This is a genomic window from Lysinibacillus sp. NPDC058147 (genome assembly GCF_042884205.1).
Classification (GTDB): domain Bacteria; phylum Bacillota; class Bacilli; order Bacillales_A; family Planococcaceae; genus Lysinibacillus.
Genome location: NZ_JBHVUJ010000006.1, coordinates 254,781 through 270,914, shown reverse-complemented (window position 1 = coordinate 270,914; position 16,134 = coordinate 254,781). Strand labels below are relative to the sequence as shown.

At 32.7% G+C, this 16,134-nt stretch carries 17 protein-coding genes and 1 other annotated feature; of the genes, 13 read left to right on the top strand and 4 right to left on the bottom strand.

Translation table 11 applies throughout. The features are described 5' to 3' along the window. Positions 1 to 170 precede the first annotated feature (170 nt). A complete protein-coding gene (locus ACFVT8_RS18570) occupies positions 171 to 689 on the bottom strand; it encodes a DUF6609 family protein (protein ID WP_387084674.1) in 519 nt (172 codons plus the stop codon). A gap of 342 nt (positions 690 to 1,031) precedes the next feature. On the opposite strand from ACFVT8_RS18570, the gene ACFVT8_RS18565 reads away from it, so the two are divergent. The 3 genes from ACFVT8_RS18565 to ACFVT8_RS18555 all read left to right on the top strand — a co-directional run bounded on the left by ACFVT8_RS18565 (position 1,032) and on the right by ACFVT8_RS18555 (position 4,611). Next, positions 1,032 to 1,514, top strand: a complete 483-nt coding sequence (locus ACFVT8_RS18565) for a GNAT family N-acetyltransferase (protein ID WP_387084738.1) — start codon at positions 1,032 to 1,034, stop codon at positions 1,512 to 1,514. Between the two features lie 104 nt (positions 1,515 to 1,618). After that, positions 1,619 to 1,859 (top strand) — a binding site (T-box leader). 231 nt (positions 1,860 to 2,090) lie between these two features. Beyond that, complete coding sequence (locus ACFVT8_RS18560; RefSeq protein WP_387084672.1) at positions 2,091 to 2,402, top strand: hypothetical protein; 312 nt, start codon at positions 2,091 to 2,093, stop codon at positions 2,400 to 2,402. A gap of 436 nt (positions 2,403 to 2,838) precedes the next feature. Then, positions 2,839 to 4,611, top strand: coding sequence for an oleate hydratase (locus tag ACFVT8_RS18555; protein WP_387084670.1), 1,773 nt, complete (start codon positions 2,839 to 2,841; stop codon positions 4,609 to 4,611). A 48-nt stretch (positions 4,612 to 4,659) separates the two neighbouring features. On the opposite strand, the gene ACFVT8_RS18550 is transcribed toward ACFVT8_RS18555, so the two are convergent. Further along, complete coding sequence (locus ACFVT8_RS18550) at positions 4,660 to 6,321, bottom strand: methyl-accepting chemotaxis protein (protein WP_387084668.1); 1,662 nt, start codon at positions 6,319 to 6,321, stop codon at positions 4,660 to 4,662. A gap of 691 nt (positions 6,322 to 7,012) precedes the next feature. Between ACFVT8_RS18550 and ACFVT8_RS18545 the strand changes: the two genes are divergently transcribed. The 5 genes from ACFVT8_RS18545 (at position 7,013) to ACFVT8_RS18525 (ending at position 10,062) form a co-directional block, all read left to right on the top strand. Continuing rightward, on the top strand, positions 7,013 to 7,450 hold the full coding sequence (locus ACFVT8_RS18545; RefSeq protein WP_387084666.1) for a GNAT family N-acetyltransferase: 438 nt from the start codon (positions 7,013 to 7,015) through the stop codon (positions 7,448 to 7,450). 174 nt (positions 7,451 to 7,624) lie between these two features. After that, on the top strand, positions 7,625 to 8,089 hold the full coding sequence (locus tag ACFVT8_RS18540; protein WP_387084664.1) for a helix-turn-helix transcriptional regulator: 465 nt from the start codon (positions 7,625 to 7,627) through the stop codon (positions 8,087 to 8,089). Positions 8,090 to 8,168: 79 nt separating this feature from the next. Beyond that, a complete protein-coding gene (locus ACFVT8_RS18535; RefSeq protein WP_387084662.1) occupies positions 8,169 to 8,369 on the top strand; it encodes a winged helix-turn-helix transcriptional regulator in 201 nt (66 codons plus the stop codon). A 159-nt stretch (positions 8,370 to 8,528) separates the two neighbouring features. Next, complete coding sequence (locus ACFVT8_RS18530) at positions 8,529 to 9,026, top strand: GNAT family N-acetyltransferase (protein WP_387084736.1); 498 nt, start codon at positions 8,529 to 8,531, stop codon at positions 9,024 to 9,026. A gap of 85 nt (positions 9,027 to 9,111) precedes the next feature. Beyond that, positions 9,112 to 10,062 carry an alpha/beta fold hydrolase gene (locus tag ACFVT8_RS18525; RefSeq protein WP_387084660.1) on the top strand — a complete coding sequence of 317 codons (951 nt, stop codon included), beginning with the start codon at positions 9,112 to 9,114 and terminating at the stop codon, positions 10,060 to 10,062. A 103-nt stretch (positions 10,063 to 10,165) separates the two neighbouring features. Here the strand turns inward: ACFVT8_RS18525 and ACFVT8_RS18520 are convergent, their stop codons facing one another. After that, complete coding sequence (locus ACFVT8_RS18520; protein ID WP_387084658.1) at positions 10,166 to 10,735, bottom strand: TetR/AcrR family transcriptional regulator; 570 nt, start codon at positions 10,733 to 10,735, stop codon at positions 10,166 to 10,168. Between the two features lie 196 nt (positions 10,736 to 10,931). On the opposite strand from ACFVT8_RS18520, the gene ACFVT8_RS18515 reads away from it, so the two are divergent. The 5 genes from ACFVT8_RS18515 (at position 10,932) to ACFVT8_RS18495 (ending at position 14,269) form a co-directional block, all read left to right on the top strand. Beyond that, complete coding sequence (locus ACFVT8_RS18515) at positions 10,932 to 11,849, top strand: DsbA family protein (RefSeq protein WP_387084734.1); 918 nt, start codon at positions 10,932 to 10,934, stop codon at positions 11,847 to 11,849. Between the two features lie 60 nt (positions 11,850 to 11,909). Further along, positions 11,910 to 12,215 (top strand): monooxygenase, encoded by a 306-nt coding sequence (locus ACFVT8_RS18510; RefSeq protein ID WP_387084656.1) that lies wholly within the window; start codon positions 11,910 to 11,912, stop codon positions 12,213 to 12,215. 200 nt (positions 12,216 to 12,415) lie between these two features. Beyond that, positions 12,416 to 12,793 carry a GntR family transcriptional regulator gene (locus ACFVT8_RS18505; RefSeq protein ID WP_387084654.1) on the top strand — a complete coding sequence of 126 codons (378 nt, stop codon included), beginning with the start codon at positions 12,416 to 12,418 and terminating at the stop codon, positions 12,791 to 12,793. After that, on the top strand, positions 12,793 to 13,650 hold the full coding sequence (locus tag ACFVT8_RS18500; protein ID WP_387084732.1) for an ABC transporter ATP-binding protein: 858 nt from the start codon (positions 12,793 to 12,795) through the stop codon (positions 13,648 to 13,650). Before ACFVT8_RS18505 ends, ACFVT8_RS18500 begins: the two co-directional genes overlap by 1 nt. A 4-nt stretch (positions 13,651 to 13,654) precedes the next feature. Beyond that, on the top strand, positions 13,655 to 14,269 hold the full coding sequence (locus tag ACFVT8_RS18495; RefSeq protein WP_387084652.1) for an ABC-2 transporter permease: 615 nt from the start codon (positions 13,655 to 13,657) through the stop codon (positions 14,267 to 14,269). 229 nt (positions 14,270 to 14,498) lie between these two features. On the opposite strand, the gene ACFVT8_RS18490 is transcribed toward ACFVT8_RS18495, so the two are convergent. Further along, positions 14,499 to 16,133, bottom strand: coding sequence for a hypothetical protein (locus ACFVT8_RS18490; protein WP_387084650.1), 1,635 nt, complete (start codon positions 16,131 to 16,133; stop codon positions 14,499 to 14,501). Position 16,134 lies beyond the last annotated feature (1 nt).

Sequence of the window (16,134 nt, the reverse complement as noted above, 5' to 3'; positions counted from 1 at the left end):
ACACATTAAAAATAGAGTCAACAAATTTTTGAATTTTTATGAATCTCATCGTATATATTTATACTGGTTCGGTTTGTACCATAGACTATTTATGTAGGTATAAATTCGCTTATGAAAAGGTCATACCTAGAAAAAAATGAGGATCACTGCAGAGCAGAATCCTCATTTTTTTAAAAATTAATTGGGCTTAGCTTAATGAAAATACTACCAAATAAAATTTTTATTAGGCCATCTATTACAAAAAGGACGTCTAGACTTACGTTAGTAATGACTAATCCTATGAATGCATTGATTATTAAAGTGATTGATAGAAAAAGCATTAATTTTCCATGTACCGGAATAAAAGTTAAGAAATGAATACCTACTGCTAAAATAATTAATAGCCAGCAAGTTCTATAATCATCGGCAAAACATTGAAAACTGACAAAAACTAAAACAGCTAATAAAAAAATAGAAAAATTAGACCACCTTTTTTGTACCTGTGTTCCAGGACCGACTGCTAATTTCTCACGGGTTTTAGGGTTTAATTGCCAAATCATACCTAGCACATAAGCGATAGCAAAAGGCCAAATATTCGGATAGCCGTTATATTTTATTAAAAGTAAGAACATTGCTATGCCAGCAATAATGAGCCAAATTCCATTAATCTTTTGTCTAGGATATTTGTAGGTTTGTGTTTCCGCTTCCACGTTCTAATCTCCATTCTCGAATTTTCTATATTCTAGAATAATATATCAAACTGAAATACATATTTTTGTCAAAGTTTGTCGAAGTAATAAAAATATAGGTCTAAATTAAGCTACGTTGTTAATCTGTAATCCAAAAAGCGAGTCTGATGATAAGTGCTATTGTTTTATCCTCTCAGTCATGTTTTTGAATACTAAAGGCATTTAAAAAGATGGTATGGACTGGATTTAAATACCATATTGTGTTTTTTTCTTTGTATAATAAGTGTATGAATATTTCAGAATTATAAAATGTAGAAAAGGACAGGAGTTATAATCAAATATGTTTGAGGATGCTAAAAAAAAATAATTTTTAGAACTTTAAAAAATGATGATTATCATTTTGTTCTTCATTGGAGTAAGGACGAAAAGTTTTGTGAAGCCAATGGGTGGGAAAAAAATCAAGATGAAGAAGGATTATATAATTGGTGGCAGCACTGTTTGAATATAAATCGTAAGGATTTTATTCGCGTAGGAATTGAATATGAGGATAGATTAATTGGTTATGCAGATCTAGCAGAGATTCAAAATTACAGTGCAGAAATAGGTATTGCTATTGGTGAAAGCAGGTTATGGGGAAAGGGTATAGGAACTACCGTAACCCAAATGTTCATAAATAATGCGTTCGAGAAACTTGGTATTACAAAATTTTTTTGTGAAACACATGAAACTAATTTACGTTCAAGAAAAATGATGGAGAAGTTAGGTTTTGAGGAAGTTAGCAGAAACGGAAGCGAAATTTATTTAAATAAGGATACACCTTTTATACAGTATAAATTGTATCTGTAAATTTATTTATCTTTTTAATTTATTGACAATTCAAATAAAGGTACTATAATAATTATCAAGATTTGCATAACGAAAAATTGTAGATAACAATTTGGAGTATAAGAGTAAAAGTGTTGAAGAGAACTAGTAGTTTTAATGGAACTTACAGAAAGTGGCCGGTTGATGAGAGGCGCAAGGAAAGTTAAAATGAATTCATCTTGGAGCTGCGTACCGAACTTTAGTAGGCTACGACGGGTTTGCATCCGTAATCAATGCAAAGGTATCGCTTTTAGCCGTACCTATTGAGAAGAGTTATGTGAGTAGCTCTTAAATTAAGGTGGTAACACGTTCATACACGTCCTTTAGGTTGATTCCTAAAGGGCGTTTTTTATCTTTATTCAGCAGAAATGGGTGGAAAGATGAATGAGATGTGTGTCCTAACGCCTATATAGAGGAACTCAGTCTAAGAACATCACGTCCTGTGGCAATTTATCTGTGGCGAAACCAAAGCAACACCTAAGATTACGCCACGGCGAAATTGATTTTTACTCTTATAGAACTTGCAATATTAATTCAATATTTAAGGAGTTGTATTGTATGTTTTTAGAACTGGAAGAACAATTAGAAATGATGCAAAAGGGTGTAGGTATGATCAATGAAGGACAGGTTTTGCCTGACAACATCCCCACCATGTTAATTGAAATAGGGGAAGAGTCTTTACTTGATATTATTCCATCATTAATTGCCGAAGGATATATTAAAAGTAAAAATGAGTTTATGCGATTAATGAAACAAAATGGAATTTCTTTAAACGGGGAAATACTTGTAGAAGATGATACTGACATAATATTAATGAATGATGAAGTTTTACAAATTGGGGAGCAACAATATATACGATTTATAAAATAATGGAGCTAAGCAGATTTTAAAACGCCAAAAATAATAGATGGTTATTGCATCAAATGTGCCTGTGAAACTTGGCTGTGGAACGATCCTTTTATTTTCTTGATATAATAATTATGCAAGGCTGCCTTCTATAGATTGTATACTTTATCAGCTTTATGGTTAATATTATAGAAGGAAATCATGCAATTAATCCAAGTTTTTAAAGATTATCCACTACAAGGGTAATCTAATGTCTAGGTATTGAATAATCCTTCAAAACAAAAGACATTAATGAATAATTTATAAAAATGCAATGAATTGCTATGTCAAATAATAGGGTATAGTATGTCTGGAGTTTAACTTCAAAATTGAATTTTTTGTTAATTTCTCTCTCATTTTACCATTATCATGTTAATTAATGGTATGCTATATCACGATAATAGTTTATGGAGGCGGTATTATGTATTACAGTAATGGTAATTATGAGGCTTTTGCACGTCCTAAAAAACCAGTGGGAGTTGATGAGAAATCAGCGTATCTTGTTGGTTCGGGACTAGCTTCACTTTCAGCCGCATGTTTTTTAATTCGTGATGGTCAAATGAAGGGAGAGAATATTCATATTCTCGAAGAACTAGATATCTCAGGTGGTAGCCTGGATGGTATTTTAAATCCGACAAGAGGCTTTATAATTCGCGGTGGTCGAGAAATGGAAGATCATTTTGAATGCCTATGGGATCTATTCCGTTCAATCCCATCATTAGAAGTAGAAAACGCTTCTGTTTTAGATGAATTTTATTGGTTAAATAAAGAGGATCCTAACTATTCAAAATGTAGATTGATTAAAAATAGAGGACAAAGACTTGAGGATGATGGGAAGTTTACATTATCTGATAAAGCATCTGAAGAAATGATTAAATTATTCTTTACTCCTGAAGAGAAATTAGAGGATGTAAAAATTACAGATGTTTTCTCTGAAGAGTTCTTTGAATCGAACTTCTGGCTATATTGGTCTACGATGTTTGCTTTTGAAAAATGGCATTCTGCAATGGAAATGCGTCGTTATATTATGCGTTTCATTCATCATGTTGGAGGTCTACCTGATTTATCTGCTTTGAAATTTACAAAATATAATCAGTACGAATCTTTAGTACTTCCAATGATTAAATATTTGGAAAGCCATAATGTTGATTTCCAATTTAATACGGTTGTAGAGAATGTTTTAGTTGATAAAGTTGGCGATAAAAAAGTAGCCCATACTTTAGTGTTAAAACAAGATGGTGTGAAAAAAAATATTGAGCTAACAGAAAATGAATTAGTGTTTGTAACGAATGGTAGTATCACGGAAAGTACAACATATGGTGATAATAATACGCCAGCCCCTATAAGCACTGATTTAGGAGGAAGCTGGTCACTTTGGAAAAACATCGCTTCCCAAGATTCTGAATTCGGTCGACCAGAAAAGTTCTGTGATGATCTTCCGGAAGAAAGTTGGTTTGTTTCAGCAACACTTACTACATTGGATGATCGAGTTGCTCCGTATATTGAAAAGATCAGTAAAAGAGATCCATATGCTGGTAAGGTAGTTACAGGTGGTATTGTAACTGCTACAGATTCTAATTGGATGCTAAGTTATACATTAAACCGACAACCTCATTTTAAAAATCAACCAAAAGACCAATTAGTCGTTTGGATTTATGGTTTACTATCAAATAAACCAGGTGATTTTATTAAAAAGAGTATCACTGAATGTTCAGGAATAGAGATCGCGCAAGAGTGGTTGTACCATATGGGTGTACCTGTAGACGAAATACCGGATATTGCGCAAAATTCATGTAATACTATTCCATGTTACATGCCTTATATAACATCTTACTTCATGCCTAGAGCAATGGGAGATCGTCCGTTAGTTGTTCCTAATGGATCTGCTAACTTAGCCTTCATTGGGAACTTTAGTGAAACAGAAAGAGATACTGTATTCACAACGGAATATTCAGTAAGAACAGCGATGGAAGCCGTTTATCAATTATTAGATATTGATCGAGGCGTTCCAGAAGTATTTGCATCTACTTTTGACATTCGTACTTTATTATCTTCAACTGCGCGCTTACTTGATGGTAAAAAATTAACAGATGTAGATGCTCCATTTATCTTAAAACAAATAGGTAAATTTGGTATTCATAAAACAAAAGACACAATTATCTATGATTTACTCAAAGACAGTAAATTGATATAGAGATATATACTAAAAAAGCTGATTCATAATTTGAATCAGCTTTTTACATTAAATAGTGAATTTTTTCATTTCGTCTCTTAATGCATCGGCAATAGCATTTAGGTCCTTAGCTTTTTCAGAGACAGTCTCGATGCTTTTAAGTTGTTCATTTGCGGAAGCGGATACTTGTTCTGTTCCAGCAGAGGTTTCTACTGCAGAAGCAGATATGTTTTGTACGGCACTAATGATTTGTTCCTTACGTTCATCCATCTCATGAGATAAATGTTTCACCTCTTGTGCCATTTCACTCGTTTGATCTAGAGCCGTCTTTATTGTATTAAAGATTTCACTAGTATCCTTTGTAGCTTTTGCATTTTGTTCGACAATGCTAAGGCTCGTATTAATTTCCTGCACAGCACTTTTAGAAATATCCTGAATTGCAGAAATTTTATTCTTAATATCTTCAGTAGCATTAGATGTCTGTTCAGATAACTTTCGAATTTCATCAGCAACAACTGCGAAACCTTTACCTGCTTCACCAACGCGAGCTGACTCTATGGATGCGTTTAGAGCTAATAAATTAGTTTGAGTTGCGATATCTGTGATTGTATTAACGATACTTGATATATCAGATGAAGTTTTATCTACTTCTTGAACGATGTTACTTACCTGTTGTGAAGATTCACGATTCTTCTCTGACCAAACAGAGAGTTGATTAACAGTTTCTACACCTTCATTACTTAAATGATCAATATCCTCTGTCATGGAAGCGATCTTTTCTGTGTGCTCAATAACACGATCAATGTTTCCGGATAGTTGATTTAATTGTTCGGCACTTTTTTCTGTATCATGAGCTTGCTCTTCTGTAGCTTTTGCCATTTCATTAATGGCTGAACTAATTTCATCGGTCGTACGTACCGTATCTTCAGCTATTTGAATAAGAATCTTTGAAGAATCTGATAGCTCGGAGCTAGTTTTATGTATATTGACGGTAACATCCTTTAATGCAGAGCGCATGCCGGAGATGCCTTTTGCCATAAGACCAATTTCATCTTGATGATTTAATAGCTTCTCTAATTCCTGATTTTCGGTAAAGTCTAAGCTTGTAGTTTGATGAATAACGTTTTCAAGATTCTTAATGGCAGTAACGATGCGACCAATAATCCACCACATTAGAGCGCCTATAATGATAAAACTCACTATGCCTGTAATAATCTGATAGCTTAGTACAGAGTTTGTAATAGATTGAATACCGCTTTCAGGCACCCCGATATCAATTACTCCATAAAGTTCGCCATCTTTATAGATAGGCTCCATGATGTCATATGTCCAAATACCTTGAACTTCAGCATACCATCTCGTAAATTGTTTTTTTCCGTGCTTAGCACCATCGATTGTGTATGCATCCTCATAAGTTTTTCCTAATTTCTCTTTATCACTATGAGCCACTGCTTTTACATTGGAATCAATGACGATAGCATAAGTCACATTCTCTTGCTGTGCTTTTAACTCCACAAAATCCTGTAAAGATTGGATGGGGTCACTCTCAGAATTTAATATAGTTTCAGCTTGCTTGGCGATTTCATAAACCTGTTCATTAGCTTTCTCAATTAAAACTTCTTTACTGTTTTTACTAACAACCCATACACCTATTACTGAATTGATTACAGATGACAATAACAGCAAACTTAATGTAAAAAACAATAATCGTCGCTTAATACTTTTTTTCAAATAGTTTCCTCCTTTGAGATTTTATAGAAACTTTATACCTACAAAAACTCAAATTTTAAGTATAGTATTATGCAATAAAACAGGAATGTCAATAATAGATTGAGAGACTTGTTACTTAGTTTGCGGCGGAATGGAGTATAAAAGTCCTTTGTTTTTTCAGTGATTTTATGAAGCGTTGAACAGATCGGAAATGCCTATTTTGAGAAAGTCAACATTGTTAGTTTTTTTGAATATCCTTACATTCACAATTTATATTAGTAGGTGACAAACTGAATATAAAAAGAACTAGGGACCTGGTACTATCGGGAATGAATATGCTACTTTGAGCGGAAAATACTATTTATCATCAAAGAGTATTCAAAGGATTGTACTAAAAGAGAAAAGAAGAAGAAAACAAAAAGTCAGTGTGGTTATAGACCACATTGGCTTATTTTCTTTTATGAAATATGTAGAAGGTTTTTTCGGTAATGCAGGTCAGATATAATCGAATTAGCTTCTTTGGAAATTTCACCTTTAGTTTATTTTGATAATCATTTAAAAAAAGAGAGAAAAAAATGAATTTTACCAAAGTATTAGGGACCTCTTTTCCATCAGTACAAACTGAGCTCATTAAATTAAGAAAATTGAAGTTAGAGGATGCTCCTACGTTATTCAATTATTATTCAAATGAAAATGTATATCGTTATCTTGATTGAATGGACCAGAAACTCTAGAAAGAAGTTATGAAGTAATTAATTTTTGGAACAAAGGCTGTGATGAAGGTTGGATTATTCGTTTTGCTATTGCTGACAAAGAAACCGATGAAATTATTGGTACTATTTTTTTAAGTGAATTTGCAGGCAAACGAGCTGAAATTGGTTATGAATTATCTGAAGAATATTGGCATCGAGGTATTATGTCGGAAGCTGTTAAAGCAGTATTATCAATAGGATTTGATCAGTTAGGTTTAGTAAGAATACAGGCAATTGTTACAGAGGAAAATATAGCTTCAAAGAAACTATTGTCGAAATTCAACTTTATGGAAGAAGGCTGCTTAAGACAATTTGAATGCCATAGTGTTACTGGGGAATGTAAAGATATGTTGATCTATAGTTTGTTGCATACTGAGTTTTCGAACAAGAATATATAAGTTTTATAGTTATTTCAGATGGATTTTCAATAAAAAGTGCGACAAAAACCTATTTAATGAGTTTTGTCGCATTTTTATATAGTGTTCTATTTCCTCTATTTTCGAAAATTCCTGTTAATAGAAATTCCAATATGTGATAATTACAATAAATTAAGGTAATGGAAGGGTGGTAAAATGGAGAAAAATATTTTAAGTTTAAAATTAAAAAGATATCGAGAAGAAAAAGGAATTACTCAACAAGAACTAGCTGAGATTTTGGATGTTAGTGATAAATCTATATCCAAATGGGAGCTTGGGAATGGTTATCCGAGTAAGAGAAATATGCTGAAAATATCGGAGATTCTTGATATCAGTGTGGAAACATTGCTATTAGAGGAAAAGAACGATGATAAAGAAAAAATAAAGTTAAGTATTAATTATAGCTTAATTAGTTATATCATTATATTTGTTGTAACCTTAATGATCAAAGGGTTGACAGGTGCAGAACAGTATCAAAACATTTTATCTAAAGATATTATTGCAATTTTAAAACTACTTGCAAGTGCATTTGTACAAAATATAGGAATTGCTTTACCACCCGCAATTATTATTGGTTTCGTTTTTTATTTTTATATTTTTCCTAAACAATCAAGAGAGTAGACATTGAGCTACTTTCTTTTTTTACAAAGAGGCTATAAAAGTGATAATTTAGAGTTATGACGCACGAGAAGGTGAGAAAATGCTGGGGAAATTTTTGAGAAGTAAGAAGAAAAATAAGGAATGGCGTGGAGGGAATTCAAACGGACGTCCTAAAGTAGCTATAAATGAATTACAATTGCTGCATTTAAAGGATGTTGGAAAAAGTAATCGAGAAATTGCACAAATACTGCACGTTTCAGAAGCTACTATTCGGAGAAGATTGAAAGATTTAGAGGGGTGATTTTTCTCTTTATTCGGGTCGTTATTCATATTTTTTCCATCTCAGGATTCCAATGGATTATAAACAAACTCTTAGGTATGATATCGTAAAGAGTTTATTTTTTCTTAAATATGGATTACAATACATATTTTTATAATGAGGAGATGAGTTAGCTCGGAAATATCAATTAATAGGTTACAAGAACGTGACGCAAAAGAATTATATCAGTTCGAAAAGGACAATAGACAATTCTTTGAGCAAATGGTACCTAGTCGTGGAGAAGATTATTATAATTTTGAAACGTTTAAAATAAGACATGAAGAGCTTTTAGCAGAACAACAGGAAGAAAAATCGAAATTCTACTTAATAAGAGATAACTCAGGCAATATTATCGGAAGAATTAATTTAGTAGATATAGATACAACGAATGATATAGCAGAAGTCGGTTATAGAGTGGGACAAGAATATGGTGGAAAAGGAATAGGGGCTAGAGCCTTAAAGCTACTATTAGAAACAGAAATCAGTGTAAAAAAGATCAAAGCAAAAACAACAACAAATAATATTGCATCTCAAAGGGTTCTTGAAAAGAATGGTTTTAAACAAGTGTATATAGATGATAATGCGTTCGAAATGAATGGGCAAAAGTTGCAGTTTATCGACTACATTTTAGAACTCTAAAAACCATGGTATCTTCTGTTGGGGGAAATTAATTAAGTTAGTCTTGATGGATAGTAAAAATCCTAAGAGGGGTGGTTGAAAGACAGTGTTTAAACGAATAATGATACTTTTTTCAATTATTACAGCGATACTTTTGTTGATTATTACGACAAGTTATATTATTCATCAAATACAATTATCAAAAGAAGATAAATTATTTACGCCAACAGGGAAAATGGTAGAAGTGAATGGTCATCAAATGAATGTGTACATAGAAGGAAATGGAGAAGAAACGCTTGTATTTATGTCTGGAGGAGGCACAAGCTCACCTGTTTTAGATTTTAAATCATTATATTCATTGTTAAGCGATAAATATAAAATCGTTGTCGTTGAAAAGGCAGGTTATGGCTTTAGTGACATTACAGATTCTGAGCGTGATATTGATACAATTTTACAAGAAACAAGAGAAGCTCTATTAAAATCGGATGTCGAAGGACCATATATTTTATTTCCTCATTCTATGTCTGGTATTGAGGCATTGTATTGGGCTCAAGTCTATCCGAATGAAGTGAAGGCAATTATAGGATTGGATATGGCTGTTCCTGCTGCATATAAAGATTATGATATAAATATGCCTCTAGTTCATTTAAGTGCCTTTGCCGATAATATTGGCTTTACTAGATGGATTCCGTGCCTTTCTGAAAGTGATGCCATCAAATATGGAACTTTGACAGATGAGGAAAAAGAATTATATAAAGTGATTTTTTATCGTAGAACAGTAACTAAAAATATGGTGAATGAAATTAAGCATATTAAGGAAAATGCCGAAAAAGTAGGATCGGCTGAAATCCCAAATGTGCCTATTCTTTTGTTCGCTTCAAACGGTCAAGGAACAGGTTGGAATGAAGATGAGTGGAATGAATTTCAAAAGGAGTTCATCAGTAAGCATAAAGACGGCACATTAATAAAATTAGATTGCTCACACTATATACATGATATTGAATTTAAGCGAATAGCGGATGAGTCTGAAAAATATATAGAGAGTTTAAATCGTTAATATAAGTAGAATCTTCATACCAATGGAGAAATATTAAGAGCATGTTATGAAAAGATTATTCAAAACATGCTCACTTTTTATGTGATAGAAAACTCTAATCACACTAGTTTCTGGACTCTAAAGTAATTCCAGATAGTATATAAGGAATTGACAATTTAATAAATTCTTCTGGAGATGTATTCATACTATTTTTTATCCATTCCATAGAAGCACCGTAAATTCCCCAACTTAGGATGACAGCAGTAGTTTTTAGTGCCACATCCTCTTTCAAATTATTTTGTTTTAACAACAACTTGTAAAAAACGATTTCGAGATGCTCCCTAATAATACGGGAAATGGTATCTTCGTATCCTCTATGACATCGAAAAGATAAAGATTTTTGAAAGTTCGTTATGGCTGTAAAAATTTGAATAATCGATAATTCATTGAGTTCGCCCTTTTCGAAATTACTACAATTTAAATCAACTAATAATACTTCTGATAATACCTTTTCCAATAGGTCATATATATCCTGAAAGTGATAATAGAATGTTGCGCGATTAATCATAGCCTCTGTCGTAATATCTTTCACAGTAATATCCTTAAATTCTTTTTTACCTGAAAGTTCAATGAAAGAATCCATGATTAATTTGCGAGTACGAAGAACACGAAGATCGGTCTTTGATTGAGTCATTTTGTTGTATCACTCCTACTTTTTAAACAATTTCTTCAATGTGTTGTATATACGACAAATTGAAGGAACTATCGGTACTGCTGAACTTCATTATTTACTAAAATACGCTTATAAAGCAAATATACTTCTTTAGAAAACGATACAGCAAAGTTTTCCTATTTATAAAAATATTAAAAGGAAAGTGGTGAAAATGATGATGAACAATAATAATCTAATCTGTGATTTAGAAACGGGAGTATGCGGTGTTTCAGAAGATGATGAAATGCAGGTAATCGATTTCAGTCAAAAAAGGAAATCGATTGATTTATATTATGTGACAGATCCAATTTGCTCACACTGTTGGGCGTTAGAGCCAGTTCTGCGTCGTTTTGTAGAGCAGTATGGTTATTATGTCAATTTCCATACTATTATGGGAGGTTTGCTAGAAAAATGGGCTGGCTTTGCTGATGTATCTAATGGTATATCAAGTCCATCAGACGTTGCGGGACACTGGAGAGAGGTTGGCGAGCATAGTCGTATGCCAATTGATGGTACGCTTTGGCTTGAAAATCCAATTCAATCGTCCTATCCTCCTTCTAGAGTTTTTAAAGTAATCCAAAAACACAATGGGGATTTAGCAAATGTGTTTTTACGCCGTGCTAGAGAGGCCGTTTTCGTGTTTAATCAAAATATTGCCGAGAACTCTGTTTTAATTGAAATCGTTAATAATCTTGGACTTGATGGAGAAAAAATTGTAAAAGAAGCCGAACTACCAATTGGACAGCAATTATTAACTGAAGATTTTGCGCTAGCTTCACAATTAGGCGTTAGAGGATTTCCAACTATTATTATGTTGAACGAAGAAAATAAAGGTGTAAAAATTGTCGGTAGCCGAACGTTAGATTCTTATACTAGTGGGCTAAAACAAGTTCTTAATTTAGATGAATTACAGCCTAAGCAACAGCCAGCTCTTTTTAGTTTACTGGAGAAAGAAAAGCTCCTCTTTTCGAAAGAGATTGAAGTAATGTACGATATTGAACAAAAAGATATCAACATATTTGTTGAAAAAGAGCTTTCATCAACTGCTTATGATGCGAAAGAAATACTTGGTGAAACTTATTTTGTAAATAAATAAAAGAGTCATTTTTGTATAAAACTAATTATTATAGAAAAAATCAAAAAGGGAGTGTTAATCATGAAATATTTATTACAAGTTGATTTTACGATGGACGGCCCATTCGGTGAAGAAATGTCCGAGGCATTTGCAGATTTAGCAAAAAGTATTAACAAAGAGCCAGGCATGATTTGGAAGATTTGGACTGAGAGTGCTGCGACTAAAGAATCTGGTGGGATCTATTTATTTGAAACCAAAACAGATGCTGAAAAATATTTAGTCATGCATTCAGAACGATTAACAAGTTTTGGTATTACCGATATCCGTGGGAAGATCTTTGAGGTGAATGAAGTATTATCAACAATTAATAATGCTCCAATTAAATAGTTAGCTAAAGCTAATTAGGGTCATAGTTGGCAGTATTATCAACTAAATAATGTAAAACAGAAAACATGAGGTTGTGATTTTTTAACAATCTCATGTTTTCGTTTTTTTAAGTTCAATAATAATTTCACTTGCAAAATACGTTTGGTGTGTATATATTGTATATATAGTATATACACAATATTTCGCGAAGAGGTTATTGCATGCAAATTATTATTTCAAACAGCTCAAAAGAGCCGATTTATGAGCAAATTTATGCTCAAATTAAAAAACTAATTTTATCAGGTGAATTAAATGAAGGTCAGTCATTGCCATCGATGCGCCAGCTAGCAAAGGATTTAGAAATTAGCGTTATTACTACAAAACGTGCTTATGAAGAGCTTGAGAAAAACGGATTCATTTATTCTATTGTTGGGAAAGGTTCGTTCATCTCCGAGCAAAATAAGGAATTGATGAGAGAAAGAAAAATAAAGGTAATCGAAGAAAATCTGCTGGTTGCCATTCAAAATGCGAAGGAAATGGACATTAGCTTAACAGAACTTAAGGAAATGCTTACTTTGTTGTATACGGAGGATGAATGATGGAAAATATTATTGAATTACAGCATATTCATAAATCTTATAAAGGATTTCAGATAAAAGATCTTTCCATTAACGTTAAGAAAGGCTTTGTAACTGGATTTATTGGTGGAAATGGTGCAGGTAAATCAACAACTATCAAATTGATTATGAACTTATTACAGCAAGATAGTGGTACTGTTTCGTTGTTTGGTATGAATTATAAGGGACATGAGAAAGAAATAAAGGAACGTATTGGTTTTGTCTATGATGAAAATGTCTTTTATGAAAATATGACTTTAAAGGATATGAAAAGGATTATTAAACCAGCTTATAAAAAATGGGATGATACTGTTTTTAAACATTATGTTGATCAGTTCGAACTACCATTGAATAAAAATATGAAGACCTTTTCGAAGGGAATGAAGATGAAAGCCTCGTTAGCTATTGCTTTAGCTCATCATGCAGAATTAATTATTATGGATGAGCCAACTGCTGGACTCGATCCGATATTTCGTAGAGAATTATTAAATATTTTGCATGAGTTAATGCAGGATGAGGAAAAAACAATTTTCTTTTCGTCACATATTACAACAGATTTAGATCGGATTGCGGATTATATTACCTTTATTCATAACGGAGAACATATTTTCACGAAAGAATTTTATAAGATTGAAGAAGAATATGCCATTGTAAAAGGGACATTGGATTTACTGGATCGTGAAACAGAACAAGAGTTTATTTCAATTCGAAAAACGAACACGGGCTTTGAAGCATTAACAGCTGATAAAAATCGTGTCGTAAACATATTTGGAGATACGGTTATTGTGGAAAAGCCAACGCTCGAAGATATTATGTATTATACGAAAAAAGGATGGTAATTGTATGATTAACCTTATATTTAAGGATGTTTTAATACAAAAGAACGTAATTTTATTTTACATTGCTACTATAATAATCTACTTATTTGCAGACGTTTCTCCAATTCTTATTGTACCTTTATATAGTCTAGTATTTATTAATATGACTTTTTCTTACGATGAAAAAGATAATGCTAATATTCTGCTGAATTCGCTCCCATATACGAGAAAGGAAATTGTTACTTCAAAATATGTCGGCGCATTAATATTTACAGCACTATTTTTAATGATTACTTATGTAGGGAATTACATCATAAATGGAACAGGAACGTCGTTTTCGTGGAAAGCTATATTGCTAATTATCGGTCTTGTTATGGTCGCTATTTCATTCATGCTTCCAGTCTTTTATAAATTTAAAAGACAATATTTAGTGATTGCTTCAGGTGCTTTAGTTGGCATTTATCTAGTAACGATTAAGTTTTTTGTCCCTAATTTTAATGATAAACTAAGAGAATTAACACAGAAATTTATAACTTTACAAGAAACGCAAATGTATTTCTTAGCTATCTTTACAATCGTTATATTATATATTGGTTCGTGGTTACTATCAATTCGTATATATGAGAGAAAAGCTTTTTAACTTCTTTCTGCAATTATTTTCTGTACCGAAAGCGTAGCGACAGGTACAAGTGTTTTATGTAACGTAAGTGAAACGGCAGTTACAGAATTCTCCCGCCTTTGTAGGTGGTGAGATGAATGCTGGTTTAAGTTTCTTTTTCAGCGGATGTCCAAACCCATCGACTGAAGCCGAATCCAGACGCAATTATCCCAAGGCATAATTGATATAATAAAACGGCTTGAGCTCAGGCTCAAGCCGTTTTTGTACGCTTAAACGCAAATTTCCATAGAAGGGAATTTATGATGACAAGCACGATTAAGTAAATGATGGTGCCATAAGAAATATGAGCTGCCAGGAAGTAATGCAGTCCCACCAAAACACCTAAAGGGATAAGCAATATAAAGGCTTTCCAGCTCTGGGCATCACCAACTTCATTATAAGGCTTTGTGAAAGGAATCTTGCTTCCCATGCCGATGTAACAAATGACAGTGTATATGCAGCTTGTTACTAAAACAATCAATAAATCTGGGATTATTCTCGTACCATAAATGCAGCAGAAAATGATGCTTTGAAAAATATACAATGGAATATACAACTTAATTAAAAATGCTTTTAAGGTACCTTTTTTCAAGTTTGTATAGTCTTTCATTGGAAAGACTTTATAGATCCAAGCTGCTTTATATTTTCCTGAATGTCCGAGCATAAGCACAGCTGATGGAATAATTATCATGCTGAAATAAATATTTAAATAGCCCATGCTAACGGAATAGTCAACAGCTTCAGACCTTGAAAAAGTAAACATAAAAATAAATGGAATGACAAAAGAAAATCCTAAAGATGGATATACTTTCAGTTTAAACTCTCGCTCCTGTTTCATCATAAGAGAGGCGAAACGGTAGAAAGCTCTTTCTTCATTAGTTCTACAAATGATTGATAACAAAAGAGTTTTAAGTCGATTGTTCTTCTCTTTTTTCGATTTGCTTGTGTTTAATAGTTTTTGCAGATTACGTTCAAAGGTTGGAATCAGCTTTACATATAGCCATATCGAGATGATTGGCATGACGACAGCAAATATACTGAATACCACTGTAAATAAAGAGGTGTCACCGTTTAGCAGTAGCTCATAAGGAGCGGAAAACCACATAGGTATTAGAAAAATACTCCACCAATGAAACACTACAACCATATCAAAATTAACGAACTCAAAGGACCTAATAAGAACTTGGTAGCCAATCATCAACATTAATGATAAGCCGATTTGTACATAGTTGATGATATCTTTCAGCTTTTCTCCATCAAAAAATCTTAAAATAGCTATATATAAAATAGCGGTTAAAACAACTATAAAAATATTAATTAACACTAGTAAGAGCACAGTTAAAATAAAGAATACAAATCCTTGGTTATATAGGCCCACCATAAGGGGGATGGCGGTAAATGCAATAGTTAAATACGTTAAGTAGATGAAAATATGCATAAATTTCGCCGCATTGATCGTTTTAGCTGAAATAGGCTTAGTCGATAGGATGCTTCTGTCCCGTACATCCAAAAGTACCGAAGAAAAATCAGAAATCAATGTTGTCATGATGATAAAAATAATCATTGCATAAGTAATACTCATCTGGAAAAGATAGTTTTGACCAAATCCCATAAAAGGAACTAACATAAGCCCTATTAAAGCATAAATCCATAAAGATTTGATGTAGCCGTTTTTTTTCTCATTCTTGTTTTTATTTGAAGCTTGGTTAAATATTGTCGGTACTTTACGTTCATCCATTGTTAGTTTAATATGGAGGATCTTCCTCATGATCTCGTAATCGATGCCCATTTTCACAAAAATAAATTGAATCTTATCAAGCAGTTGGAGAGTTTTGAAATCTTTCATG

Coding starts and splice junctions, on each gene's coding strand:
- ACFVT8_RS18560 (WP_387084672.1), top strand. CDS start 2,091: ATGTTTTTAGAACTGGAAGAACAATTAGAAATGATGCAAAAGGGTGTA.
- ACFVT8_RS18555 (WP_387084670.1), top strand. CDS start 2,839: ATGTATTACAGTAATGGTAATTATGAGGCTTTTGCACGTCCTAAAAAA.
- ACFVT8_RS18540 (WP_387084664.1), top strand. CDS start 7,625: ATGGAGAAAAATATTTTAAGTTTAAAATTAAAAAGATATCGAGAAGAA.
- ACFVT8_RS18535 (WP_387084662.1), top strand. CDS start 8,169: ATGCTGGGGAAATTTTTGAGAAGTAAGAAGAAAAATAAGGAATGGCGT.
- ACFVT8_RS18520 (WP_387084658.1), bottom strand. CDS start 10,735: ATGACTCAATCAAAGACCGATCTTCGTGTTCTTCGTACTCGCAAATTA.
- ACFVT8_RS18515 (WP_387084734.1), top strand. CDS start 10,932: ATGAACAATAATAATCTAATCTGTGATTTAGAAACGGGAGTATGCGGT.
- ACFVT8_RS18510 (WP_387084656.1), top strand. CDS start 11,910: ATGAAATATTTATTACAAGTTGATTTTACGATGGACGGCCCATTCGGT.
- ACFVT8_RS18505 (WP_387084654.1), top strand. CDS start 12,416: ATGCAAATTATTATTTCAAACAGCTCAAAAGAGCCGATTTATGAGCAA.
- ACFVT8_RS18500 (WP_387084732.1), top strand. CDS start 12,793: ATGGAAAATATTATTGAATTACAGCATATTCATAAATCTTATAAAGGA.
- ACFVT8_RS18495 (WP_387084652.1), top strand. CDS start 13,655: ATGATTAACCTTATATTTAAGGATGTTTTAATACAAAAGAACGTAATT.
- ACFVT8_RS18490 (WP_387084650.1), bottom strand. CDS start 16,133: ATGAAAGATTTCAAAACTCTCCAACTGCTTGATAAGATTCAATTTATT.